Here is a 23,796-nt window from a genome sequence, read left to right on the forward strand (position 1 = left end):
GGGTGGGTGGACCGATAGCATCGGCAGGAGCCGAGGATCGGCTTCCGTTTCGTACCGCTTGGAGGAGTCACCGTGTCCGCACCCCGTACCCCCGCCGTGGCCGACCCTGTCGTCGTCGCCGCCGGGACGACGGCGGCCGACGCGGTGGCCGCGGCCGGACTGCCCGCGAACGGCCCTAAGGCGATCGTCGTGGTCCGCGACCCCGAGGGTCGGCTGCGCGACCTGGACTGGTCGCCGGCCGAGGAGACCGTCGTCGAGCCGGTCAGCCTGGACTCGCCCGACGGGCTCACCGTGCTGCGCCACTCCACCGCGCACGTGCTCGCCCAGGCCGTGCAGGACATCTTCCCCGAGGCGAAGCTGGGCATCGGCCCGCCGATCGAGAACGGCTTCTACTACGACTTCGACGTCGACAAGCCGTTCCAGCCCGACGACCTCAGCAAGCTCGAGAAGCGGATGCAGGAGATCGTCAAGTCGGGGCAGCGGTTCCGGCGGCGCCGCTTCGGCAGCCTCGACGAGGCCCGCGCCGAGCTGGCCGACGAGCCGTTCAAGCTGGAGCTGATCGACGTCAAGGGCGAGGGCCTGGACACCGACGAGGTGATGGAGGTCGGCGGCGGCGAGCTGACCATCTACGACAACCTCGACGCCAAGGAGGAGAAGGTCTGCTGGTCGGACCTGTGCCGGGGCCCGCACCTGCCGAACACCCGGCTGATCGGCGCGTTCAAGCTGATGCGCTCCGCCGCCGCGTACTGGCGCGGGTCGGAGAAGAACCCCCAGTTGCAGCGGGTGTACGGCACCGCGTGGCCGACCCGCGACGAGCTGAAGGCGTACCTGAAGCTCCTGGAGGAGGCCGCCCGGCGCGACCACCGCAAGCTCGGCGCGGACCTGGACCTGTTCAGCTTCCCCGACGAGATCGGCTCCGGTCTGGCGGTCTTCCACCCCAAGGGCGGCATCATCCGCCGGGAGATGGAGCACTACTCGCGGCGCCGGCACGAGGAGGCGGGGTACGAGTTCGTCAACACCCCGCACATCACCAAGGCGCAGCTGTTCCAGACGTCGGGGCACCTGCCGTACTACGCGGACACCATGTTCCCGCCCATGCAGCTGGAGGGCGCGGACTACTACCTCAAGGCCATGAACTGCCCGATGCACAACCTGATCTTCAGGTCGCGTGGGCGGTCGTACCGGGAACTTCCGCTGCGGATGTTCGAGTTCGGCACCGTCTACCGGTACGAGAAGTCCGGCGTGGTGCACGGCCTGACCCGGGTGCGCGGCCTGACCCAGGACGACTCGCACATCTACTGCACGCGCGAGCAGATGGCCGGCGAGCTGTCCACGCTGCTCAGCTTCGTGCTGGACCTGCTGCGTGACTACGGCCTGGACGACTTCTACCTGGAGCTGTCCACCCGCGACGACTCGCCGAAGTTCATCGGCGACGACGAGGACTGGGCGGAGGCGACCGAGGCCCTGCGGACCGCCGCCGCGACCTCCGGCCTGGAGCTGGTGCCCGACCCGGGCGGCGCGGCGTTCTACGGGCCGAAGATCTCGGTGCAGGCCCGGGACGCGATCGGCCGGACCTGGCAGATGTCCACGATCCAGGTCGACTTCAACCAGCCGGAGCGCTTCGGCCTGGAGTACCAGGCCGCCGACGGCAGCCGGCAGCGGCCGGTGATGATCCACCGGGCGCTGTTCGGCTCGATCGAGCGGTTCTTCGGGGTGCTCACCGAGCACTACGCGGGGGCGTTCCCGGCCTGGCTGGCCCCGGTCCAGGTGGTCGGCATCCCGATCCGCGAGGACCACACCGACTACCTGCGCGGGTTCGTCGCGGCGCTGCGCGCGGAGGGGATCCGGGCGCAGGTGGACGCGGGTGACGACCGGATGCAGAAGAAGATCCGTACCGCCCAGCAGCAGAAGATCCCGTTCATGGTGATCGCGGGCGACGACGACGTGGCCGCCGGCACGGTCTCCTTCCGCTACCGCGACGGCTCGCAGCGCAACGGGGTGCCGGTCGCCGAGGCGGTGCCGCACGTCCTCGACGTGGTCACCTCTCGTACGAACGTCGGCCCCTCCGCCGCCGCGGAGTAGCGTGCCGGCCGCGATCGGTGCTGATCGCGCCCGATCCAGGACGTAGTGGCCTCCTCGCGTCGGGGAGGCCACTACGTCCATGTTCGAGCGCGGTCACGGCGGGGCGGCAGGGCCGCCCGGCGTCAGATTCCGCAGGTGGGGGCGGACCAGGTCCGGGTGGACTTGTGCGCGACGTGGGTGTGGTCGTCGTGGCCCGGGTATCCGGGGCCGAGGATCTCGTTGAAGCCGTGGCTGCGGGCCTGCTGTGCGAGGCGGCACAGTGAGTGCGGGGTGGCGCCGAGGTCGGTGGCGTCCCCGTAGAGGTGCCGGCTGGTCGACGACCCGCCGACCGCGCTGTTGCAGGCGTAGCTGCGGAACGCGCTGGTCACCCTGATCTGCTGGTCGCCGAGAGCATGCCGCATGGCCTGGAGCTTCCACATCGAGACCCGGGCGTTGAACCGGGCGGTGCTGGCCGACACCGCCCCGCCGGACCAGTCGCTGTTGCAGTCGTTGAACTCGGCGTAGTCGAAGTTGACCGGCGTGCAGTCGTCGTCCTGGAGGGCGTAGATCCGGTTGAAGGTCTGCGGGCCGGCGATGCCGTCCGCGGGCAGCCCGTACGCCTGCTGGAAGCGGAGCACGGCGGACCGGGTGGCCGGGCCGTACGCGCCGTCGATGGTGAGCACGGCGCCGTAGTCGGGGTAGCCGGCGACCCGGACCTGGAGTTGCCGCACGTCCTCGCCGGACATCCCCTGGGACAGCATGCGTCCCCAGGTGTAGCAGCCGTCCGCGTGCGCGGCTCCGGCGGTCAGGGTGACGCCGAGCACGGTGCTGACGGCGGTCAGCGCGATGGCCGCGAGAAAGGTGCCGATTCGTCGGATCACAGAACCCTCCATCGGTTCATGGAAGTACATGAATGAATGGAAGTTTCAGGGCTGGGCCTTCGTTCGTCAACAACTTCCATCCGACGCGATCCTGAACAGCCGACAATCCGGTCGGCCCTCGGCGCCGGGTGGCAGGCGTCGCCGACGTCCGGAACGGTCCGTAGGATCGCCTCTGTGACTGGGGCGGAACGGCACACGGACAGCGGCGGGATGGCCGACGGCCTGGAGCGGCTCTGGACGCCGCACCGGATGACGTACATCTCCGGCGAGGACCGCCCGGCCGAGGGCTACGAGAAGCCCAGCGGGTGCCCGTTCTGCCGGGCTCCCGGGCTGCCGCCCGAGGAGAGCCTGGTGGTGGCCCGCGGCGAGCACGTCTTCGTGGTGCTCAACCTCTACCCGTACAACCCGGGGCACCTGCTGGTCTGCCCGTACCGGCACGTCGCCGACTACACCGACCTCGACGGGCCGGAGACCACCGAGCTGGCGTCGTTCACCCAGGCCGCGATGCGGGTGATCCGCAAGGTGAGCAACGCGCACGGCTTCAACCTGGGCATGAACCAGGGCGGGGTGGCCGGCGCCGGCATCGCCGCGCACCTGCACCAGCACGTGGTGCCCCGCTGGGGCGGCGACGCGAACTTCATGCCGGTGATCGGCCGCACGAAGGTGCTGCCGCAACTGCTCGGCGACACCCGCGACCTGCTCGCGCGGGCCTGGCCGTCCTGACCCGCCGCGCCGGCACGCGCCGGTCCGGCTAGCCGGCGCGCAGCAGGGTGGCCAGCTCCGGCCAGCTCTCCACCCGGTGTACGAGGGGCAGCAGCGCGGCGTGCGCGGCGACCTCCGCCGGGCGGGGGTGGAACAGGTAGCGGTGCGTCACCGAGCCGAGGTAGCCGAGCACCTCCAGCTTGTCGTCCACGAAGTGGGTCAGCCCGAGCCGCCGGGCGATCGGCGCCTTGTCCGGCCGGGTCCGGCAGAAGTGCACCCGCTCGACCGGGATGCCGATGCGGGCCGGAAAGTCGTGGTGGGCGAGCCACTCCCGGGTCCGGCGCTCGGTGGCCTCGCCGCACTTGGAGACCAGGTGCACCTCGTCGAACGCCGGACCGAGCGCCGCAAGCGCGTCGAACGCGCCGTTGACGGCGGGGGTACGCAGGTAGTGCGCGCCGAAGAAGGACGTGTCGGCGTCGTCGTCCGCCGGCTCGATGATCACGCCGCCGATGTCCACACCCAGCCGTCGCATGCGCCCGATCATGCCGCACCGCACCGGCCGTTCGCGCCGCGGCGTGCCCGGCCGGGAACCGCTACGCGCCGACCGATGGAGGTGGCACGATCGTTCGATGGCAGTCACGACACGGACGTTGGGGCGCAGCGGCATCGAGGTCAGCGCCCTCGGCATGGGGTGCTGGGCGATTGGGGGCCCCTGGGCGGAGGGAACCCAGCCGCTGGGCTGGGGCGCGGTCGACGACGACGAGTCCGTACGCGCCGTACGCCGCGCGCTCGACCTGGGCGTGACCCTGTTCGACACCGCCGACACCTACGGAGCCGGGCACGGTGAGCGGGTGCTCGGGCGGGCGCTCGCCGGCCGCCGGGACGAGGCCGTGATCGCCACCAAGTGGGGCTACACCTTCGACGAGGCGAGCCGCCAGGCGACCGGCGTGGACGCGTCGCCCGCGTACCTGCGGCGGGCGGTCACCGACTCGCTGCGCCGGCTGGACACCGACCGGATCGACCTGTACCAGCTGCACCTGGCCGACCTGCCGGTGCCTCGGGCCGAGGCGCTGATCGGCACCTGCGAGGACCTGGTCACCGAGGGCCTGATCCGGGCGTACGGGTGGAGCACCGACCGCCCCGACCGGGCGACCGCGTTCGGGCACGCGGCCGCCGGCGCCACCGCCGTGCAGCACACCCTGTCGGTGCTGCGCGACGCCCCCGAGCTGCTCGCCGTCTGCGACAAGTACGACCTGGCCAGCGTCAACCGGGGGCCGTTGGGGATGGGGCTGCTCACCGGCAAGTACTCGGCCGCCTCCACGCTGCCCCGCGACGACGTGCGGGGGCTGACCCCGGGCTGGCTGGAGTGGTTCCGTGGCGGCCGGCCGGCGCCGGAGTGGCTGCGCCGGGTGGGCGCGGTCCGTGCCGCGCTCACCGCCGACGGGCGCACCCTGGCGCAGGGCGCGCTGGGGTGGATCTGGGCCCGCAGCGGGCGCACCATCCCGATCCCGGGCTGCCGTACGGTCGTACAGGTCGAGGAGAACGCCGGCGCCCTGCACCGGGGCCCGCTGCCGCCGGACCAGTTCGCCGAGGTGGAGCGCCAACTGGCCGCCCTGCGCACCGCCGCCCTGCGCGACGCCGACCGCCCCCACTGGCCCCGCCCCGCCCACCCCGTCACCCACCCCTGAAGCACCCCCTCCCGCTCGGGTCTGCTGCCCGAGGGGTCAGGGAGTGTGTTCCTTGCGGGCCTGGTCGGCCAGGTGGGCGGGCATGGGGTCGTGGCGGACGAAGTGGCGGCGGAAGGTGCCGGTGCCGGCGGTCATCGAGCGCAGCTCGACGGCGTAGCGCAGCAGCTCGGTGGCCGGCACCTCGGCGCGGACCAGGGTGCGGCCCTCGGCGTCCGGGTCCGGCTCGGTGCCGAGCACCCGACCGCGCCGGCCGGACAGGTCGCCCATCACCGCGCCCACCGAGCCGTCCGGCACCCGGATGGTCACCTCGTCGATCGGCTCCAGCAGCGCCGGCTGGCCGCGTTCGGCGGCGTCGCGCAGCGCCAGCGCCCCGGCGGTCTGGAAGGCCGCGTCGGAGGAGTCGACGCTGTGCGCCTTACCGTCGACGAGGGCCACCCGCAGGTCCACCACCGGGTGGCCGGCGACCAGGCCGCGTTCCAGCTGGGCGCGGACACCCTTCTCCACCGACGGGATGTAGTTGTGCGGCACGGCGCCGCCGACCACCCGGTCGACGAACTCGAAGCCGCTGCCTCGGGGCAGCGGCTCCACCTCGATGTCGCAGATCGCGTACTGGCCGTGGCCACCGGACTGCTTGACGTGCCGGCCGTGCCCCTTCGCGGGGACGGTCAGCGTCTCGCGCAGCGACACCCGGACCGGCTCGGTGTCCAACTCCACGCCGCCGGCGCGCAGCCGGTCCAGCACCACGTCCGCGTGCGCCTCGCCCATGCACCAGAGCACCAGCTGGTGGGTCTCCGGGTTGCGCTCCAGCCGCAGCGTGGGGTCGCCGGCGACCAGCCGGGCCAGGTTGCGGGCCAGAGCGTCCTCGTCGGCGCGGCTGCGGGCGACGATCGCCACCGGCAGCAGCGGCTCCGGCATCTCCCACGGCGCGATCAGCAGCGGGTCGTCCTTGGCCGAGATGGTGTCGCCGGTCTCCGCGCTGCCCGACTTGGTGATCGCGCAGATGTCGCCGGCCACGCAGAGTGTCACCTCGCGCAGGGTGGCGCCCAGCGGGGTGTAGATGTGCCCGACCCGCTCGTCGGCGTCGTGGTCGGGGTGGCCCCGCTCGGCCATGCCGTGCCCGGAGACGTGCACGGTCTGGTCGGGGCGCAGCGTGCCGGAGAAGACCCGGACCAGCGAGACCCGCCCGACGTGCCGGTCGACGGTCGTCTTGACCACCTCGGCGACCAGGGGACCGGCCGGGTCGCAGGTCAGCGGCGGGCGCGGGGAGCCGTCCACGCCGGCGACCGGCGGCAGCTCGTGCTCCAGCGGCGACGGGAACGCGGCGGTCAGCACCTCCAGCAGCGCGTCCAGCCCGACCCCGGTCTCCGCGCAGACCGGCACGACCGGGTAGAAGTGACCGCGGGCGACCGCCTTCTCCAGGTCCTCGATGAGCACGTCGGTGCCGATCTCCTCGCCCTCGAGGTACCGGTCCATCAGCGTCTCGTCCTCGCTCTCGGCGATGACCCCCTCGATCAGCTCGTTGCGGGACTCGGCGATGGCCGGCAGGTGCTCCGGGTCCGGCTCGCGCACCTCGGCGGGGTGCCCGGCGGTGTAGTCGAAGACCCGGCGGGTGATCAGACCGAGCAGGCCGACGGTGGAGACCCCGTCGTCACCGAGCATCGGCAGGTACAGCGGCATCACGTTGTCGCCGAAGACCCGCTGGCAGAGCGCCACCGCCTCGTCGAAGTCGGCGCGCGGCTGGTCCAGCCGGGCCACCGCGACCGCGCGCGGCATGTCGACCGCCGCGCACTCCTCCCACAGCGCCACGGTGGCGGCGTCCATCCCGCCCGCCGCGGAGACGACGAAGAGCGCGGCGTCGGCGGCCCGCAGCCCGGCGCGCAGTTCGCCGACGAAGTCGGCGTACCCGGGGGTGTCCAGGAGGTTGACCTTGATGCCGTTGTGCAGCAGGGGCGCACAGGACAGGCTCACCGAGCGCTGCTGGCGGACGGCCGCGGCGTCATGGTCGCTGACAGTGGTGCCGTCGACGACGTTGCCGGCCCGACCGATCGTGCCGGTGGCCGCGAGCAACGCCTCGACCAGTGTCGTCTTGCCCGCGCCGGAGTGCCCGACGAGCACCACGTTGCGAACCCTGTCGGGTTCGGTCACCACCGGCGTGCCGCCGGCGGGACCCTTCTCCTGACTTTTCTGCGCCATGGGGCGCACCTCCCTCAGCCGGTGGTTGGTGGCGACCGCCGCGCGACGGGAAGCGGCCCGGGGCGAGTGCGCGGCGATATCCTCCGGTGGTCTGCTGCACAGCGGGAACGGGACGGGCGGGCGGGTGAGCTGGCTCACCTCCCGGCTCGATCTCACACCCGTTGCCGGGTAGGCACAAGCCTGCCCCGGGCGGGTCGGTGGGGCCGGCGGTATCGCCGGAGCTGGGCGGACCGTTATCGTGGGGACCGCCATGGCGAAGATCTTCCAAGTGTCGGCCCGCGCGGGGATGACCCGCGTCGTCGAGCCGATCGCACGCGCCCTCCTCCGTGCGGGCGTCACCCCCAATGCCGTCACCGTTACGGGCACCGTCGGTGTGCTCGTCGGTGCGCTCGGCTTCGGTGCCCGCGGCCATCTGGTCGCGGGCGCGTTGATCGTGACCGTGTTCGCGCTCACCGACCTGCTCGACGGGACGATGGCCCGGATGAGCGGTGGCTCCACCCGGTTCGGCGCGTTCCTCGACTCGAGCATGGACCGGGTCGCGGACAGCGCCGTCTTCGGCGCGGTCGCGTACTGGCTGGCCTCCCAGAACGACCACTCCGGGGTGGCCGCCGCGCTGCTCTGCCTGGCCGCTGGCGCGCTCGTCTCCTACGTCAAGGCCCGCGCCGAGGGGCTCGGCATGACCTGCAACGTGGGCATCGCCGAGCGCACCGAGCGGCTGCTGATCGTCGGGGTCGGCGGGATCCTCACCGGCGTCGGCGTCGACCCGGCGCTGGAGATCGCGCTCTGGCTGCTCGCCGCGGTGTCGATCTTCACGGTGGGGCAGCGGATGGCGCACGTCTACCGCCAGGCCCAACAGCTCCAGCCGGACGGCCAGGCGTGAGCGCGGGCGGCGCCCCGGCGATCCGGCGCGGGACGACCGGCGGCCGGGCCGCGTGAACCTCACCGAGCTGGGCTACGTCGCCGGCTGGCGGGTGCTGCGCGCGTTGCCCCGGCCGCTGGTGGCCGCGGCGTTCCAGGCGGGCGCGGACCGCGCCCACCGCCGCGGCGGCGGGGGTACGGCTCGACTGCGCGCGAACCTGCGCCGGGTGGTCGGCCCGGACCTGCCCGAGGCCGAGCTGGACGAGCTGGTGAAGCGCGGACTGCGCTCGTACGCCCGGTACTGGATGGAGGCGTTCCGGCTGCCCGCGCTGAGCCGGGCGCAGATCCTCTCCGGTTTCCGGCTCGACGGCGCCGAGCTGCTCGCCGCCGACGTGGCCGCCGGCCGGGGCGCGGTGGTGGCGCTGCCGCACGCCGGCAACTGGGATGCCGCGGGCGCCTGGGTGGCGGCCACCGGCTGGCCGATCACCACGGTCATGGAGCGGCTCAAGCCGGAGGGCGTCTACGAGCGGTTCGTGGCCTTCCGGGAAGGTCTGGGCATGGAGATCCTGCCCACCCACGGTGGGCCGCGACCGGCGTTCGACGTGCTGCTGGACCGGGTCCGTGCCGGCGCGGTGGTGCCGCTGCTGGCCGACCGGGACCTCTCCGCCCGCGGGGTCGAGGTGGACTTCTTCGGTGGGAAGACCCGGATGCCGGCCGGGCCGGCACTGCTCGCGCTGCACACCGGCGCGCCGCTCTACGTGGCGTCACTGTGGTACGAACCGGACGCGGCGTGCGCCTCGCTCGCCGGCCCGCTGCCGGTGCCCGGGCCCGAGACAGGGCCCCTGGACCAGCGGGTCCGGTCGTTGACCCAGCTGATCGCCGACCGTCTGGCGGCGGGTATCGCCCGGCATCCGGAAGACTGGCACATGTTGCAGCGGATGTGGCTGGACCAGCGTGGGGCGGGCGGCGACACGGCGCTGCCCACGCCGGCCGCCGGTCAGGCCTGAGGGGGTGGGTGCACGGTGAGGCGGAGCCCCACAGTCTCGGACGAGGGGCGCTGACGCATGCGGATCGGCATCGTGTGCCCGTACTCGTTCGACGTCCCGGGCGGCGTGCAGAACCACGTGATGGACCTCGCCGAGGCGTTGATCGCGCTCGGCCACCAGGTCAGCGTGCTCGCCCCGGCTGACGAGGACTCTCCGCTGCCGGAGTACGTGGTCTCCGCCGGCCGGGCCGTGCCGCTGCCGTACAACGGCTCGGTGGCCCGGATCGCGTTCGGCCCGGTCTCCACCGCCCGGGTCCGGCGCTGGATCACCAACGGCGACTTCGACGTGCTGCACGTGCACGAGCCGCTCACGCTGAGCCTGTCGTTGCTGGCGGTGCTCTCCGCGCGCGGCCCGGTGGTGGCCACCTTCCACACCGCGATGACCCGTTCGCGGGTGCTGGCCGCCGCGCAGGGTGTGCTCCAGATCGTGCTGGAGCGGATCACCGCCCGGATCGCGGTCAGTGCCCTGGCCCGCAAGGTGCAGGTCGAGCACATGGACGGCGGCGCGGTGGAGATCCCCAACGGGGTCGCGGTGGCCAAGTTCGCCAATGTCGAGCCGTTGCCCGGCTGGCCGGGGGAGTGCACGCCGGGTACGGGCGGCACGCTGGGCTTCCTGGGCCGGTTCACCGAGGCGCGCAAGGGGTTCCCGGTGCTGCGGGACGCCTTCGTCGAGCTGGCCGCCACCCGCCCCGACCTGCGGCTGCTGGTCGCCGGCCCGGGCGACCCCGACGACCTGTACGACCGGTTCCCGGCCGCGCTGCGTGAGCGGGTGACCTTCCTCGGCCTGGTCTCCGAGCAGGACAAGGCGCGGATGCTGCGCAGCGTGCACCTCTACGTGGCGCCGAACACCGGCGGCGAGTCGTTCGGCATGATCCTCACCGAGGCGCTGGCGGCCGGCACCACGGTGGTCGCGAGCGACCTGGACGCGTTCCGGCGGGTGCTCGACGGGGGCCGGGCCGGGCGGCTCTTTCCCACCGGCGACCCGGCGGGGCTGCGTGACGCGCTGGCCGACCTGCTGGACGACCCGGCCGGTCGGGCCGAGCTGAGCGCCTGCGGCGATCAGGTGGTGGCGAATTTCGACTGGCCGGTGGTTGCCCGCCGTGTTCTGGAGGTATACGCAGCGGCGATCGAGGCAACCGACGGTCGGGTCATCGACCAGGAATGGGTGGGGCTGGGCTGAGCCGGTGTGACGCATGGTGCGGGCGGTGACCGGGTGACCGGCGCGGCCGTGCCCGGACGGACGGAAACGGAGCAGCACTACGATGCCGCACATGTGGTGGGTGGTGGCCGCGATCCTGGTCGTGGGGCTGGTCGCGGCGTACCTCATCTGGACCGCCGGCCGGGTCGAACGGCTGCAGGGCCGCGCGGAGCTGGCGGCGCGGGCCCTCGACGCTCACCTGCTGCGCCGGGCGGCGGCGGCGGCCGTGCTGGCTGAGCGGCGCTTCGGCGTCGAGCTGTACGCGGCGGCCCGGATCGCCCTGGACGCCCCTCCGGACGAGCGGGAGGCGGCGGAGAACGACCTGACCCGCCAACTGCGCGGGGTGCAGCTGGACCCGGCCGATCCGGACTGCGCGGCGGTCATCGCCGCCAGTCGGCGGCTCGCGCTGTCCCGGCAGGTGCACACCGATCTCGTCCGGGACGCCCGGTCGGCGCGCAGCCGTCCACTGGTGCGGTTGTTGCGGATGGGGCGGGGCCGCGAGTGGCCGCGGTACTTCGACATCGACGACCCGACCCTGGCGGTCCCCGCGGACGTGCCCGCTAACTGATCTCCCGCCGCCGTCCGGCCTTCCCGCCGGCCGGTGACGAGGGCCACAGTGCAGGCCACCGGGGGTCTGATTGGCTGTCGGTGCGGCGTTCGCCTCGACGTAGCATTTTCGCTGCCATCCCCAGAGCACGTCCAAGGAGCGATGACCCGTGTCCGAAACCACCGCCCCGAACGCCGGTACCACCCCCGTCGTCGGCACCGCCCGCGTCAAGCGCGGCATGGCCGAGATGCTCAAGGGTGGCGTGATCATGGATGTGGTCAACGCCGAGCAGGCCAAGATCGCTGAGGACGCCGGCGCTGTCGCGGTGATGGCGCTGGAGCGGGTGCCGGCCGACATCCGCGCGCAGGGCGGGGTGTCCCGGATGAGCGACCCTGACATGATCGACGGGATCATCGCGGCGGTCTCCATCCCGGTGATGGCCAAGGCCCGCATCGGCCACTTCGTGGAGGCGCAGATCCTCCAGTCGCTGGGTGTGGACTACGTCGACGAGTCCGAGGTGCTCACCCCGGCCGACTACGCCAACCACATCGACAAGTGGGCCTTCACGGTCCCGTTCGTCTGCGGTGCGACCAACCTGGGCGAGGCGCTGCGCCGGATCACCGAGGGCGCGGCCATGATCCGTTCCAAGGGCGAGGCCGGCACCGGTGACGTCTCCAACGCCACCACCCACATGCGCAAGATCCGCCAGGAGATCCGCCGGCTGAGCTCGCTGCCGGCCGACGAGCTGTACGTCGCGGCCAAGGAGCTGCAAGCCCCGTACGAACTGGTCAAGGAGGTCGCCGAGAGCGGCAAGCTGCCGGTGGTGCTGTTCACCGCCGGCGGGATCGCCACCCCGGCCGACGCCGCCATGATGATGCAGCTCGGCGCGGAGGGCGTGTTCGTCGGCTCCGGCATCTTCAAGGCCGGCAACCCGGCCCAGCGGGCCGCCGCGATCGTCAAGGCCACCACCTTCCACGACGACCCGGACGTGCTGGCCAAGGTGTCCCGTGGTCTCGGCGAGGCGATGGTCGGCATCAACGTCGACGAGATCCCGCAGCCGCACCGCCTGGCCGAACGCGGCTGGTGAGCGCGAGGAGTGAGCCGCTCCTGCGAGCCCCGCAGCCGCGGACGAAGGAAGGGCTGGTGCGTATGAGCGGGCCAACGATCGGTGTGCTCGCCCTCCAGGGCGACGTCCGCGAGCACGTCACGGCCCTGGCCGCGGCGGGCGCGGACGCCCGCCCGGTGCGCCGCCCGGCCGAGTTGGACGCGGTCGACGGGCTGGTCATCCCCGGGGGCGAGTCCACCACGATCAGCAAGCTCGCCGACATCTTCGAGATGCGCGAGCCGATCGACAAGCGGATCGCCGGCGGCATGCCGGTCTACGGCTCCTGCGCCGGCATGATCATGCTGGCCACCGAGGTGCTGGACGGCCGCCCCGACCAGCGTGGCTTCGCCGGCATCGAGATGACCGTGCGGCGCAACGCGTTCGGCCGGCAGGTCGACTCGTTCGAGGCGCCGGTGGAGATCACCGGGGTTCCCGGTGAGCCGTTCCACGCGGTGTTCATCCGCGCCCCGTGGGTCGAGCGGGTCGGTGCCGGCGTCGAGGTGATCGGGAAGGTGACCGGTGGCCCGGCGGCCGACCGGATCGTGGCGGTCCGGCAGGGCAACCTGCTGGCCACGTCGTTCCACCCCGAGCTGACCGGTGACCTGCGGGTGCACGCGTACTTCGTGGAGCTGGTCCGGGCCGCCTGAGGCCTCTCCTCCGCCCGGCGGGGCATGTTTTCCGGCCCCCGGTCGTTGTCTTCTGGGTGGCCCGGGTGCCCCGGCGGCGCCGCGAGCGGGTGCCGGGTGTGACATGCCCGGGTGTGACCTCGGTAAGATTGCCGCGGTTCGGCAGGGCCGTCGCCCGGCGCGGCATCTCCCGCGGAGCCGACCGGCCGCCGGATCGCCGACGCGGCGCGGAATCGGTGCGGCAGTCGACGCAGGCGTGGAATGACAGACGGAGGTAGGAGATGTCCGGCCACTCAAAGTGGGCGACGACCAAGCACAAGAAGGCCGTCATCGACGCCAAGCGCGGCAAGATGTTCGCCAAGCTGATCAAGAACGTCGAGGTGGCCGCACGGACCGGCGGCGGCGACCCCTCCGGCAACCCGACGCTCTACGACGCCATCCAGAAGGCCAAGAAGAGCTCGGTGCCGAACGACAACATCGATCGCGCCGTCAAGCGCGGCTCCGGCCTGGAGGCCGGCGGCGCCGACTGGCAGACGATCATGTATGAGGGGTACGGCCCGAACGGCGTGGCGATGCTGATCGAGTGCCTCACCGACAACCGCAACCGGGCGGCGACCGAGGTGCGCACCGCGCTGACCCGCAACGGCGGCTCGCTCGCCGACGCCGGTTCGGTGTCGTACATGTTCTCCCGCAAGGGCGTGGTGATCGTCCCCAAGGAGGGCACCAGCGAGGACGACGTGATGATGGCCGTCCTCGACGCCGGCGCCGAAGAGGTCAACGACCTCGGTGAGGCGTACGAGGTGGTCTCCGAGCCGACCGACCTGATCGCCGTCCGCACCGCGCTTCAGGACGCCGGCATCGAGTACGAGTCGGCCGAGTCGTCCCTCATCCCCAGCATGAACATCCCGCTGGACGAGGAGGGCGCGCGCAAGATCTTCAAGCTGATCGACGTGCTGGAGGACTGCGACGACGTGCAGAACGTCTACGCGAACTTCGACGTCAGCGACGACGTGATGGCCGCGGTGGACGCCTGACGGTGGCGATGCCTGACCGGTTCGCGCCGGGCGAGGTGGTCGTCCGGCGCGAGGTCCTGCTCGGTGAGGTCTGGTTCGGCTGCCCGACGATCTGCGTCGAGGACTCGCCCGACCTGCTCGCCCTCTACCTCCCGCCCGGAGCCGAGTTCGGCTTCCCGGAGGCGGGTGACTTCCCGTGCGGGCGGCACCCGTGGGAGGCGGCCGGGCACCGCGCCTGGCACGGGCACGGCAAGCTGATGCTGCACCGCCCCGGCGAGGCGCACTCGGTCGACGTGTTCTGGACGGGGCCGGAGCGCGACTTCGCCGGCTGGTACTTCAACCTCCAGGACCCGCTGCGGCGTACCCCGATCGGGGTGGACACCCTGGACCACGAGCTGGACCTGTGGTGGGGCGCGGACGCCGACCGGTACGTCTGGAAGGACGTGGAGATGTTCGCCCAGCGCCTCGTCGAGGGGCGTTACCCGGGCATGGCGGACGCCATCCGAGGCGAGGGTGACCGGATCGCCGCCCTGCTCGACGCGGGGCAGCGCTGGTGGGACCCGGCCTGGGCGGCGTGGGGGCCCGACCCGTCCTGGTCGGCGCCCCGGTTGCCCCTCGGCTGGGAACAGGTGCCGCCCGCCCGCTGAGCACGAACGGGCGCCGACGTCCGATCAGGACGTCGACGCCCGCACGGGCGAGACCCGGGCTCAGCCGATCGTCTCCCGCTCCCGCCAGGCGGCGCGCACCGAGGTCCGGCCGTTGGTCCGCAGCAGCGACCCCTCGTAGATCCGTGCCCCGGCGACCACGAAGGCCCCGGCGGTGACCAGCAGGATGGCCAGCGAGACGAACGGCTCCCAGCCGGCCGCGTCCCCGGTGAACAGCCGCAGAGGCATCGCCGTGGGCGACGAGAACGGCAGGTAGGACATCAGCCGCATTGCCCCGGCGTTGTCGTTGAGGAAGATCACCGCGAAGAACGGCAGCATGACGGCGAGCTGCACCGGCGTCGACACACTGGCGATGTCCTCCTGCCGGTTGACCAGGGCGCCGGCCGCCGCCCACATCGCGGCCAGCAGCACGAAGCCGAGCAGGAAGAACGGCACGAACCAGCCGATCGCCGGGGCGAGCAGGGTGAGCAGGCCGCCGCTGTCGCCGATCTGCATACCGGCGACGGCCACGACGGCGATCAGGGCGATCTGCCCGAGCGCCAGGATGCCGCCGGCGATCACCTTGCCGGCCAGCAGAGCCCGCACCGGTACGGCGGCGACCAGGATCTCCACGATCCGGGTCTGCTTCTCCTCGGTGACGCTCTGCGCGATCTGGAGGCCGAAGGTCTGCGAGGTGATGAAGAAGACGAACGCGAAGACGAACGGCACCAGGAACGCCACCACCGGGTCGACCGCGTCCGGGTCCAGCAGGCGCACCGGCGGGGCGGTGCTCAGCGCCCGGACCACGTCGTCGGGCGCCTCGTCCATGGCGAGCACCGCCGGGCCGGAGACGACCGCGGCGTCCACGTCGCCGTCGCGGACGGCCTGCTCGGCGGCGCGGTCGTCGGGCACCACGTGCACCTCGAGACCGGCGGCCCGCAGTGGCCCGGCGGCCTCCTGGGTGACCGCGACGCTCTTCGGCCCGCCGGCGAGCAGCGGCGGCAGGATCGTGCCCGCCGCGGCGATCAGCAGGAAGAAGAGCGTGCCGAACAGGAAGGTCTTGTCGCGCAGCTTGACCCGGATCTCGCGCTCGGCGACCAGCCGGGTGGCCTGGGTGACGTTCACTGGGTGACCTCTCGGAAGATCTCGGTGAGCGAGGGGCTGACCGGACGGAAGGCGTGGACCGGGCCCCGGGCGAGGGCCGCGTGCAGCACGGGCTGTTCGTCGGCGCCGGCCGGCAGGTCGAACACCGCTCGCGCGCCGTCCAGCTCGACGAGGGTCACCCCGGGCTCGTCGCGTACCCAGCCGGCGTCGGTCGCCACCACCAGCTCGAAGCGGGGCACGGTGTACGAGTCGCGCAGCTGCTTGCGGCTCCCGGCGGCGCGGATCACCCCGTCGCCGATGATCACCAGGTCGTCGCAGAGCCGCTCCACCACGTCCAGTTGGTGGCTGGAGAAGAGCACCGGAGCCCCGGCGGCGGCGCGTTCGCGCAGCACGGCGACGACGGTGTCCACGGCCAGCGGGTCGAGGCCGGAGAACGGCTCGTCGAGCACCAGCACCTCGGGGTCGTGCACCAGCGCGGCCGCGATCTGGGCGCGCTGCTGGTTGCCCAGCGACAGCGTCTCCAGCAGGTCGTCGCCGCGTTCGCCGAGCCCCACCCGCTCCAGCAGCGTGTCGGTGGCGCGCCGGGCGGCGGAGGCGTCCAGGCCGTGCAGGCGGCCCAGGTAGGTCACCTGCTCGCGTACGGTCATCTTGGGGTAGAGGCCGCGTTCCTCGGGCATGTAGCCGAACCGCTGCCGGTCCTGCCGGGTCAGCGGCACGCCGCCCCAGCTCACCTCGCCGGCGTCCGGGGCGAGCACACCCAGGATGATCCGCATGGTGGTGGTCTTGCCGGCGCCGTTGGCGCCCACGAAGCCGGTCATCCGGCCGGCGGCCACCTCGAAGGACACGTTCTTGAGCACCTGCCGGTCGCCGAAGCTGCGGTCGACGCCGTCCAGGCGGAGCGTTCTGGTCACGCACCCACGCTAGATCGAATGCGTCGGTCCGCCGTCCGCCCGGCGGCTGAGCCGGCGGGTCCACCGCACGACGGATGCCGTCAGCCGCCGGGGCGGACCACCCCGTTCTCGTACGCGAACACGACCGCCTGCACCCGGTCGCGCAGACCGAGCTTGGCCAGCACCCGGCTCACGTGGGTCTTCACCGTCGCCTCGCCCAGGTGCATGGCCGCCGCGATCTCCGCGTTGCTCGCGCCGGCGGCGAGCAGCACCAGCGCCTCCCGTTCGCGCGGGGTCAGCTCGCCCAGGGCGGCGTGGGCGTCCGGCCCGCTGCGGGCGGCGCCGGTCGGATCGCCGGGACGGGCGAAGGTGGAGATCACCCGCCGGGTGATCTCCGGGGCGAGCAGGCCGTCGCCCCGGGCCAGCACCCGGATCGCCTCGACCAGCTCCTCGGGGGTGCCGTTCTTGAGCAGGAAGCCGCTGGCCCCGGCCCGCAGCGCGGCGAACAGGTAGTCGTCACGGTCGAAGGTGGTGAGGATCAGCACCGCGGGTGCCCCGGGCCCTTCGCCGGTGATCAGCCGGGTGGCCTCCAGCCCGTCCATTCCGGGCATCTCCACGTCCATCAGCACCACGTCGGGGTGGGTGGCCCGTGCCATCGTGACGGCACGTGCGCCGTCCGCGGCCTCACCGACCACCTCGATGTCGTCCTCCACCTCGAGGATGACCCGGAAGCCGGTGCGGACGAGGTGCTGGTCGTCGGCGAGCAGCACCCGGATGCGTTCGTCCGCGTCCGGCATCGTGGCGCCGGTCGGCGGGGCGGTCACGCGGACCACCCCGCGCCGGCGGGCGCCGCCTCGTCCCGCGTCGACGGCGCGGTCGGCAGGGGCAGCCGGGCGCGCACCCGCCACCCGCCACCGGGTCGGGGCCCGGCCTCCAGGACGCCGTCCTGGGCGGCGACCCGCTCCCGCATGCCGAGCAGGCCGAGCCCCTCGGTGCCGGGCTGGCCGCCGGCCAATCCGTCGTCGCTCACGTCCAGCTCCATCTCCCGTGCCAGGTAGCGGATCCGTACGTCGAGCAGATCGGCCCTGGCGTGCTTCAGTGTGTTGGTCACCGCCTCCTGCACCACCCGGTACGCCGTCTGGGACACCGACGCGGGCAGCGGGACGGGCTCGCCGTACACCCCGACGGTCGTCGCGAGCCCGGCCGAGCGGGCCCGCTCGACCAGCTCGTCGATCCGGTCGACCGTCCCGGTCGGCGCCGGTGCCGCCTCGGCGTCGCCGCCCGGGGCGCGCAGCACACCCAGCATCCGGCGCAGCTCGTCGACGGCGGTGCGGGCGGTCTGCTCGATGGCGGTCAGCGCCGCCCGGGCCTTGCCCGGGTCCCGGTCGAACACCCGCCGGCAGGCGGACGCCTGCACCCCCATCACCGACACGTGGTGGGCGACCACGTCGTGCAGCTCCCGGGCGATCCGCACGCGTTCGCCGAGCACCGCCCGTTCCCGGGCCTCGGACTGCGACCGGCGCAGCTCCTCGGCCTGGGCGCGCAGCTCGTGCTCGCGGCGCGCGGCCACCCAGGAGGTCTCCCCGAAGAAGTACGCGAAGCCGAAGAACAGCCCGTTCACCAGCACCCCGCTGACCATCGCGGCCAGCACCGGCGGGACCGGCCCGGCCGCGTCGTCGAAGGCGCCGGGCGGGATGTGCTCCACGCTCAGCGCATAGTAGACGCCCAGCCAGGCGAACATCGTGGCGATTACGCCGACCCGCAACCTGCGGGCGAGCCGGCGGTCCTGTCCCCAGGCGCCGACGGTGTAGAGGACGCAGAACAGCGCCCACGAGGAGAGCTGGGTCTCCGGGGCCGACCGTGCCTGCGCCGCGATGAACGCCATCGAGACGATCAGCAGGGTGGCGGCCGGCCACCGCCGTCGCCAGACCAGCGGCAGCGTCACCGCGACGGTCCAGAGCAGCTGCTCCGGCCAGGACGGCGGCGGGCCCGGCAGGAACGCCCCGGTGCTGCGGGCCAGGGTCAGGCTGACCAGCGCCAGCAGGGTCACCGCCAACCCGATCCAGAGATCGATCCGGCGCTGTTCCGGCGTCGGACCCGGACGGCGCCATCCGTCACGCTGTGCCACGGTCATCCGGGAACGATGCCACGCCGGCCACGCCAGCCGCCATGGCCGACCGCCGGACCGTACGGCGGTGACGTCGTCGGGCGGACGGGCGGCGGCCCGGCGCGGGGTCCACGCCGGGCCGCCTGGTCGGCTGCTGCTCACGCCGTCTGGCGGCGGGTCTTGAGGGCGGTGTCGACCAGGTCCCAGACCAGGACCGCGGCCACGCCCACCGCGATGGCGGCGCCGAGGGTGTTCCGGTTGTCCCCTTCGGCCAGCCAGCTCAGCCGCTCGCCGAGGGCCGGGTTGAGCAGCCGGTCGGTCAGCAGCAGCCACACCACCGGCACCGCGAACGCCAGGCTGAGCACGGCCTTCACCCCGAAGAGAGTCCAGTTCCAGCGCCCGATCCGGTACTTGACGATCTCGAACACCACGCTGGCCAGGAGCACCGCGATCAGCAACGGCAGCCAGAACGACCAGAGCGCCGGGTCGAGGATCGGGAGGTTGTCACCGGCGGCGTCGTCGACCCAGGACCTGTAGTGCTGGAAGGGCAGGTAGCCGATGGTCAGCACCAGCATGGCCACCGACGCGATGGTGTCGGCGAGGGAGATGTCCCGGTGCGCGGGGACGTCCGGCAGTTGGTCGACGGTCCAGTCGGGCAGATCCATGGTCGGTTGGGAGCGTTCGATGAGTGCGAAGACCAGGGTGAGCCAGAACGCGATCTGCACGGCCACCTCGAGGGCGGTGACGAGGCCCGTCCCGACGGCTCCGAAGCCCTTGCCGCCGGCCGCCTCGACGACCGCGACGATGGTGCCGACGAGCGCCGGGATGAAGCTGAGCAGCAGCTTCAGCAGCCGCAGCCAGACCAGGTAGTAGGTCGGGCCGATGAGCTGCAACCGGCGGTCGGCGTACCGGGCGGCCAGCAGGTCGGGGTTGCCCAGCTCGGTGAGCACGTCGCGCTCGGCGGTGGCGTCGTCCTGCCCGCCGCCGGTCCGGTCGTCGATCATGTCCTGGATCGAGGCGCGCAGCTCGGTGGCGATCTCGTCCCGGCGCTGGGTGGGCACCGAGCGCAGGGTGGCGGCGAGATAGCGGTCGGTCAGGGTGTTCATCGGTCCACTCCTTGGATGAGCCCGGTGATGGAGGTCTGCACGGCGGCGAGGTCGTCGAGCAGCCGGCCCAGCATCGACTCGCCCTCGTCGCTGGTCCGGTAGAACTTGCGCGGCCGGCTCTCCTCGGTGTTCCACTCGCTGGTCAGCAGGCCCTGGTCCTCCAGGCGGCGCAGCAGCGGGTAGAGCGTGTTGGCGTCCACCGGGAAGCCGTGGTCGGTGAGCCGTTGCAGCAGTGCGTAGCCGTAGTCCGGTCGGCGCAACGCGACCAGGCTGGCCACCACGACGGTGCCTCGACGCAACTCCTGTAGGTGCGTCCGTAGAACGTCCTCGCTAACCATGCGTCACACCATACTGTGTGGCACACAGTGTTGTCCAGAGAGGCATCATCGTGTCCGACCGCGCTCGTTGGTCCCCAAGCGACGGGCGGGGCGCCCGGTCCGCACCGGACGCCCCGCCCCTGGACCGGGATCAGCAGGACGCGCCCTGCCGGAAGTTCCGCTCGACGAAGGTGGCCGGCCCGACCTGGAAGTAGCCCACGCCGGGGCGGATCGGGTGCCCGGTGAACAGCTCCACCCGCGACCCGACGCGCACCAGGTACGCCTCGGCGTCCCCCGCGTCGTTGCGGATCAGCCAGCCCCGCCGGCCGTAGATCGCCTCCAGCTCCGCGAAGGACATGCCGACCGCCGCGCCCGCGGGGGACCGGGGCGGTGCGGTGGCCGTACCGACCTCCACCAGCAGTCCGTCGCGGAAGGCCAGCAGGATCACGCCGGCCCAGGACCCGGTCGCGCCGGCGTGGACGACCCCGTCGCAGCCCGGCGCGGTCCAGTCGATGCGCCCGGCCGTGGTGAGTGCCGTCAGGCTGGCGCCGATCCGGTACACACCGGCGCCGCTGACGCTGAGCACCCGGGGGTGGCTGTGCCCGCCGTCCGGCCCGACAGCGGGCGGGTTGGCGAGCGACCCGGGGCGGGCCGGGCCGGCCGTGGTGCCGCCGGTCGGGGGCGCCGCCGCGGCCGGAGCCGCGACGGTCACCGGGACGAGCGCGCCGAGCGCCAGCGCCACGGTGGTGATGAGGATCGAGGGACGGTTCATGTCTGCTCCCTGGGGTGGTTGGTCTCCTGCTCTGTTAGTCACCGCGACACCGCCCGCGGTTCGTCGGGTTTCGGACCCGACCGGACGCCGCGCTGACGCACCCCACGCTCGGACCTGCCGCCGGCTCGGTGGGCCGGTCTACTGTGAACCGGGGGGCCAACCGACGCCGCTGGCCGGGAGGTGACGCGGGTGACGGCTCCGCTGCGGATCGGGCCCTACGCCATCGAGCGGCTACTGGGCGTCGGTTCGTTCGCGACGGTCTGGCTGGGCTACGACCGGACGCTCGACGCGCACGTGGCGATCAAGGTGCTGGCCGAGAACTGGAGCCACGACCTGCGGGTCCGGGAACGCTTCCGGGACGAATTCCGGCTGCTGCGCCGGTTGGAGCACGAACGGCTGGTCCGGGTGCACGCCGTCGGCGAGCTGCCCGATGGCCGGCCGTACGCGGTGCTCGCCTGGGCGGACCGGGGGAGCCTGCGGGACCGCCTGGCCGCCGGGCCGATCCCCGCGCCGACGGCGCTGCGGCTGCTCGGCGAGATCTGCGCCGGCGCCGCCGTGCTGCACCGGCACGGCGTCGTGCACCGCGACCTCACCCCGGGCAACATCCTGTTCCGCTCCGCCGACACGGACGGCCCCGACGCCGAACAGGTGCTGATCGCCGACCTCGGCCTGGCCAAGGCACTCGCCGCCGCCTCCGGGCTGACCGCCCGCGCGGGCACCCCCGGTTACATGGCGCCGGAGCAGGACGACCCGGGTGCGGTGATCGACACCCGCGCCGACGTGTACGGGCTCGGCCGGCTCGGGCTCCGGCTGCTCTCCGCCGACCCGCTGGGCGCCGCCGCACCCGGCCCGGACCCGCCCCGCCACGCCGCCGCGATCCGGCTGCGCGAAGGCGTCCCGTCGGCGATCGCGCCGGTGCTCGCCCGGGCCACCGCTCACCACCCGGCCGACCGCTACCCGGACGCGGCGGCCGTGCACGCCGCGCTGGCCCGGGCGAACAGCGCCGCGCCGCAGCCGCCGTCACCCCGAACGGCGGCGCCCCGCCCGTACCGGTCGCGGCTGGCCGGGGCGGCCGTCGTGGCCGTCGTCGCGGTCGGTGGAGCGGGCGCCGAGCCCGGTGGCGGCGGGTCCGGGCTGCCGGCCGGCCGGACGTACACCGCCGGGCCGCTGACCGTGGCGTTGCCGGCCGGGTGGTCCGCCACCGGGGCGACCTGGGCCGGTCAGCACGGTGCCGACGGCGAACCGGAGCCGGCGCTGGTGCTGTCGCCGCAACCCCGCCGCTGGGCGGCCGACCCCCGGCTGCCCGGCGCGTTCGTCGGTCTCTCCGCCGCCACGGCCGCGCGGACCACGCCGGCCGGGTTCCTGGCCGAGCGCACGCACGCGGACTGCACGCCCGCTCCGGCCCGCACCAACCGGCGGGCGGGCGTCGAGTGGATCGTGGTGGCGTACCGCTGCGACCGGGGCCGGCCGCGGATCGTCGAGTCGGCCGGGCTGCATGCCGGCCGCGCCGCCCTTGTGTACGTGCAGGTCGTGCCCCCCGCCGACGCTGGCCCCGACTTCGTCGACACCCTGCTCGCCGGCGTGCGGGTGCGATAGCGGGCCGTCGCGGGTGAACGTGCCCGATGGCGGTCCCTCGGATGTGAAGCTGTCACCGTGGCGGAGATTCGCTGTCAGGCCGTGGTCGCGGCGCTGCCCGCCGGCCGCCGGTTCGGCGGGAGCCCGAGCGGATGCCGGTGACGCGCGGCCCGCGCCTGCCGCTGACCCGCGCGGCGGAGGGGCCGCAGCGTGCGGATCTGCTGGAGCTGTTCTTCGACCTCGCCTTCATCGCCAGTCTGACGCTGACGTCGCAGAAGATGGCGGCCGAGCAGACCTGGACCGGTATCGGCCAGGCGCTGCTCGCCCTGTCGACGCTGTGGGCGGTGTGGGTGACGACGACGTTGATCACCGATACCTACAGTCCGCGGAAGCGACCGATTCCCTACCTGATCCTGGGCATCATGTTCGGCGTCATGCTGATGTCCGCCGCGCTGCCGACCGCGTTCCGCGACCACGGACTGATCTTCGGTGGAACCTGGGCCGGGATGAACCTGGGCCGGGGGCTGGTGCTCGTCCGCTCCCTGCGCGGCCGGCAGGAGCAGGAGCGCTCCCTGCGCGCCCTGGTCTGGAACCTCGGCTCGGGGACCCTCTGGGTGGTCGGCGGCCTCGTGGCCGACCCCGGGTGGCGGCTCGTCGTGTGGCTCGCCGCGCTGGCCGTGGACTACATCGCGTTCGGGTTCCGCTTCCCCGTCCCCGGTCGGGCGCCCCTGCCGAAGTACCGGGTGGCGCCGGAGCACCTCGCCGAGCGGTACCAGCAGATCTACATCCTCACCCTGGGCGAACTCGTCCTGGTCAGCGTCCTCAGCCTGAGCCATGAGCCCTTCACCCCCGGCCGGATCGGCGCGTTCGGCACCGCCTTCCTGACGGCCGTGGTGCTCTGGTGGAGCTACGCCCAGGGAGCGGGCGGGACCCTCCGCAGCGCCATCGAGGCGTCACCCCACCGGGCCCGGCTGGTGCAGACCAATCCGTACGCCCACTGGTTGATGGTGGCCGGGGTGGTGGGCACGGCCGCCGGCGTCGAACGGGTCACCGCGCAGCCGGGACAGCGACCCGGCGCCCCCATGACCGCGCTCATCCTGGGTGGCGCGGGGCTCTTCCTCCTCGGTCGGGCGGTTCTGGAACACGAGGTCTACGGGCGGGTGCCGCTGTCCCACATCGTCGGTGTCGTCGCGACGATCGCTCTGGTGCCGCCCGCTGCGCACCTGCCCGGTCTGGCGCTGGGCGTCGCCGCCGCGCTGGTGCTGCTGGCGGTCGCCGCCGCGGAGTTCGTCCGGGCCCGGCATCGTCCCGCCCCTGCGCCGGCGACGCCGTGACGCCAGCCCCGACCGCGCGTACCCCCGACC

23 protein-coding genes are annotated in these 23,796 nt (G+C 73.2%); 13 read left to right on the forward strand and 10 right to left on the reverse strand.

What is annotated here, in order from left to right; translation table 11 throughout:
• The first annotated feature begins 72 nt into the window (after positions 1–72).
• Positions 73–2,082, forward strand: a complete 2,010-nt coding sequence (thrS, locus tag AB0K07_RS09570; protein ID WP_363752548.1) for a threonine--tRNA ligase — start codon at positions 73–75, stop codon at positions 2,080–2,082.
• A 122-nt stretch (positions 2,083–2,204) separates the two neighbouring features.
• Here the strand turns inward: thrS and AB0K07_RS09575 are convergent, their stop codons facing one another.
• Positions 2,205–2,942, reverse strand: a complete 738-nt coding sequence (locus tag AB0K07_RS09575) for a D-Ala-D-Ala carboxypeptidase family metallohydrolase (RefSeq protein ID WP_363752551.1) — start codon at positions 2,940–2,942, stop codon at positions 2,205–2,207.
• Between the two features lie 210 nt (positions 2,943–3,152).
• On the opposite strand from AB0K07_RS09575, the gene AB0K07_RS09580 reads away from it, so the two are divergent.
• Positions 3,153–3,665: an HIT domain-containing protein gene (locus AB0K07_RS09580; protein WP_363752831.1), complete on the forward strand. Its 513-nt coding sequence runs from the start codon at positions 3,153–3,155 to the stop codon at positions 3,663–3,665.
• A gap of 28 nt (positions 3,666–3,693) precedes the next feature.
• Here AB0K07_RS09580 and AB0K07_RS09585 read toward each other — a convergent pair whose 3' ends face one another.
• Positions 3,694–4,176: a hypothetical protein gene (locus tag AB0K07_RS09585; RefSeq protein ID WP_363752554.1), complete on the reverse strand. Its 483-nt coding sequence runs from the start codon at positions 4,174–4,176 to the stop codon at positions 3,694–3,696.
• Positions 4,177–4,273: 97 nt separating this feature from the next.
• On the opposite strand from AB0K07_RS09585, the gene AB0K07_RS09590 reads away from it, so the two are divergent.
• A complete protein-coding gene (locus AB0K07_RS09590) occupies positions 4,274–5,332 on the forward strand; it encodes an aldo/keto reductase (protein ID WP_363752557.1) in 1,059 nt (352 codons plus the stop codon).
• A gap of 36 nt (positions 5,333–5,368) precedes the next feature.
• Here the strand turns inward: AB0K07_RS09590 and AB0K07_RS09595 are convergent, their stop codons facing one another.
• Positions 5,369–7,525, reverse strand: coding sequence for an elongation factor G-like protein EF-G2 (locus AB0K07_RS09595; protein WP_363752560.1), 2,157 nt, complete (start codon positions 7,523–7,525; stop codon positions 5,369–5,371).
• Positions 7,526–7,775: 250 nt separating this feature from the next.
• Between AB0K07_RS09595 and pgsA the strand changes: the two genes are divergently transcribed.
• From pgsA to AB0K07_RS09635, 8 genes are all read left to right on the forward strand, one after another.
• A complete protein-coding gene (gene pgsA / locus AB0K07_RS09600) occupies positions 7,776–8,405 on the forward strand; it encodes a phosphatidylinositol phosphate synthase (protein WP_363752563.1) in 630 nt (209 codons plus the stop codon).
• A gap of 52 nt (positions 8,406–8,457) precedes the next feature.
• Entirely contained in the window at positions 8,458–9,390 is a 933-nt protein-coding gene (locus AB0K07_RS09605; protein ID WP_363752565.1) for a phosphatidylinositol mannoside acyltransferase, read from the forward strand.
• 57 nt (positions 9,391–9,447) lie between these two features.
• Positions 9,448–10,608: a glycosyltransferase family 4 protein gene (locus tag AB0K07_RS09610; RefSeq protein ID WP_363752567.1), complete on the forward strand. Its 1,161-nt coding sequence runs from the start codon at positions 9,448–9,450 to the stop codon at positions 10,606–10,608.
• Positions 10,609–10,690: 82 nt separating this feature from the next.
• Positions 10,691–11,194 (forward strand): hypothetical protein, encoded by a 504-nt coding sequence (locus tag AB0K07_RS09615; RefSeq protein WP_363752569.1) that lies wholly within the window; start codon positions 10,691–10,693, stop codon positions 11,192–11,194.
• A gap of 148 nt (positions 11,195–11,342) precedes the next feature.
• Positions 11,343–12,260, forward strand: coding sequence for a pyridoxal 5'-phosphate synthase lyase subunit PdxS (gene pdxS, locus AB0K07_RS09620; RefSeq protein ID WP_363752571.1), 918 nt, complete (start codon positions 11,343–11,345; stop codon positions 12,258–12,260).
• A gap of 62 nt (positions 12,261–12,322) precedes the next feature.
• Positions 12,323–12,925: a pyridoxal 5'-phosphate synthase glutaminase subunit PdxT gene (gene pdxT, locus AB0K07_RS09625; protein WP_363752573.1), complete on the forward strand. Its 603-nt coding sequence runs from the start codon at positions 12,323–12,325 to the stop codon at positions 12,923–12,925.
• Positions 12,926–13,185: 260 nt separating this feature from the next.
• Complete coding sequence (locus AB0K07_RS09630) at positions 13,186–13,938, forward strand: YebC/PmpR family DNA-binding transcriptional regulator (protein ID WP_089016673.1); 753 nt, start codon at positions 13,186–13,188, stop codon at positions 13,936–13,938.
• 8 nt (positions 13,939–13,946) lie between these two features.
• Positions 13,947–14,564, forward strand: a complete 618-nt coding sequence (locus AB0K07_RS09635) for a DUF402 domain-containing protein (RefSeq protein WP_363752575.1) — start codon at positions 13,947–13,949, stop codon at positions 14,562–14,564.
• Positions 14,565–14,624: 60 nt separating this feature from the next.
• Here the strand turns inward: AB0K07_RS09635 and AB0K07_RS09640 are convergent, their stop codons facing one another.
• The 7 genes from AB0K07_RS09640 to AB0K07_RS09670 form a co-directional block, all read right to left on the reverse strand.
• The gene (locus AB0K07_RS09640) at positions 14,625–15,686 is read right to left on the reverse strand and encodes an ABC transporter permease (RefSeq protein ID WP_363752578.1); all 1,062 of its coding nucleotides are present in this window, start codon (positions 15,684–15,686) and stop codon (positions 14,625–14,627) included.
• Positions 15,683–16,576, reverse strand: a complete 894-nt coding sequence (locus tag AB0K07_RS09645; protein ID WP_363752580.1) for an ATP-binding cassette domain-containing protein — start codon at positions 16,574–16,576, stop codon at positions 15,683–15,685. Before AB0K07_RS09645 ends, AB0K07_RS09640 begins: the two co-directional genes overlap by 4 nt.
• An 80-nt stretch (positions 16,577–16,656) precedes the next feature.
• A complete protein-coding gene (locus AB0K07_RS09650) occupies positions 16,657–17,352 on the reverse strand; it encodes a response regulator transcription factor (protein ID WP_363752833.1) in 696 nt (231 codons plus the stop codon).
• Positions 17,353–17,375: 23 nt separating this feature from the next.
• A complete protein-coding gene (locus AB0K07_RS09655; RefSeq protein WP_363752583.1) occupies positions 17,376–18,689 on the reverse strand; it encodes a sensor histidine kinase in 1,314 nt (437 codons plus the stop codon).
• Between the two features lie 131 nt (positions 18,690–18,820).
• Positions 18,821–19,768, reverse strand: a complete 948-nt coding sequence (locus AB0K07_RS09660; protein ID WP_363752586.1) for a permease prefix domain 1-containing protein — start codon at positions 19,766–19,768, stop codon at positions 18,821–18,823.
• A complete protein-coding gene (locus AB0K07_RS09665) occupies positions 19,765–20,106 on the reverse strand; it encodes a PadR family transcriptional regulator (protein ID WP_121676282.1) in 342 nt (113 codons plus the stop codon). Before AB0K07_RS09665 ends, AB0K07_RS09660 begins: the two co-directional genes overlap by 4 nt.
• 130 nt (positions 20,107–20,236) lie before the next feature.
• Positions 20,237–20,857, reverse strand: a complete 621-nt coding sequence (locus AB0K07_RS09670; RefSeq protein WP_363752589.1) for a hypothetical protein — start codon at positions 20,855–20,857, stop codon at positions 20,237–20,239.
• A 189-nt stretch (positions 20,858–21,046) separates the two neighbouring features.
• Here AB0K07_RS09670 and AB0K07_RS09675 point away from each other — a divergent pair, with 189 nt between their 5' ends.
• On the forward strand, positions 21,047–22,453 hold the full coding sequence (locus AB0K07_RS09675) for a serine/threonine-protein kinase (RefSeq protein ID WP_363752591.1): 1,407 nt from the start codon (positions 21,047–21,049) through the stop codon (positions 22,451–22,453).
• A gap of 131 nt (positions 22,454–22,584) precedes the next feature.
• On the forward strand, positions 22,585–23,766 hold the full coding sequence (locus AB0K07_RS09680) for a low temperature requirement protein A (RefSeq protein ID WP_363752593.1): 1,182 nt from the start codon (positions 22,585–22,587) through the stop codon (positions 23,764–23,766).
• Positions 23,767–23,796: the final 30 nt, after the last annotated feature.

The organism is Micromonospora sp. NPDC049301 (genome assembly GCF_040678715.1).
Taxonomy (GTDB): domain Bacteria; phylum Actinomycetota; class Actinomycetes; order Mycobacteriales; family Micromonosporaceae; genus Micromonospora.

Excerpts from the sequence above, each read along its gene's own strand:
- AB0K07_RS09580 (WP_363752831.1), top strand. The coding sequence starts at position 3,153 with ATGGCCGACGGCCTGGAGCGGCTCTGGACGCCGCACCGGATGACGTAC.
- AB0K07_RS09630 (WP_089016673.1), top strand. The coding sequence starts at position 13,186 with ATGTCCGGCCACTCAAAGTGGGCGACGACCAAGCACAAGAAGGCCGTC.
- AB0K07_RS09660 (WP_363752586.1), bottom strand. The coding sequence starts at position 19,768 with ATGAACACCCTGACCGACCGCTATCTCGCCGCCACCCTGCGCTCGGTG.
- AB0K07_RS09590 (WP_363752557.1), top strand. The coding sequence starts at position 4,274 with ATGGCAGTCACGACACGGACGTTGGGGCGCAGCGGCATCGAGGTCAGC.
- pgsA (WP_363752563.1), top strand. The coding sequence starts at position 7,776 with ATGGCGAAGATCTTCCAAGTGTCGGCCCGCGCGGGGATGACCCGCGTC.
- AB0K07_RS09615 (WP_363752569.1), top strand. The coding sequence starts at position 10,691 with ATGCCGCACATGTGGTGGGTGGTGGCCGCGATCCTGGTCGTGGGGCTG.
- AB0K07_RS09665 (WP_121676282.1), bottom strand. The coding sequence starts at position 20,106 with ATGGTTAGCGAGGACGTTCTACGGACGCACCTACAGGAGTTGCGTCGA.
- AB0K07_RS09595 (WP_363752560.1), bottom strand. The coding sequence starts at position 7,525 with ATGGCGCAGAAAAGTCAGGAGAAGGGTCCCGCCGGCGGCACGCCGGTG.
- AB0K07_RS09650 (WP_363752833.1), bottom strand. The coding sequence starts at position 17,352 with ATGCCGGACGCGGACGAACGCATCCGGGTGCTGCTCGCCGACGACCAG.
- AB0K07_RS09680 (WP_363752593.1), top strand. The coding sequence starts at position 22,585 with ATGCCGGTGACGCGCGGCCCGCGCCTGCCGCTGACCCGCGCGGCGGAG.
- AB0K07_RS09585 (WP_363752554.1), bottom strand. The coding sequence starts at position 4,176 with ATGCGACGGCTGGGTGTGGACATCGGCGGCGTGATCATCGAGCCGGCG.
- AB0K07_RS09670 (WP_363752589.1), bottom strand. The coding sequence starts at position 20,857 with ATGAACCGTCCCTCGATCCTCATCACCACCGTGGCGCTGGCGCTCGGC.
- AB0K07_RS09635 (WP_363752575.1), top strand. The coding sequence starts at position 13,947 with ATGCCTGACCGGTTCGCGCCGGGCGAGGTGGTCGTCCGGCGCGAGGTC.
- AB0K07_RS09610 (WP_363752567.1), top strand. The coding sequence starts at position 9,448 with ATGCGGATCGGCATCGTGTGCCCGTACTCGTTCGACGTCCCGGGCGGC.
- AB0K07_RS09655 (WP_363752583.1), bottom strand. The coding sequence starts at position 18,689 with ATGACCGTGGCACAGCGTGACGGATGGCGCCGTCCGGGTCCGACGCCG.
- pdxT (WP_363752573.1), top strand. The coding sequence starts at position 12,323 with ATGAGCGGGCCAACGATCGGTGTGCTCGCCCTCCAGGGCGACGTCCGC.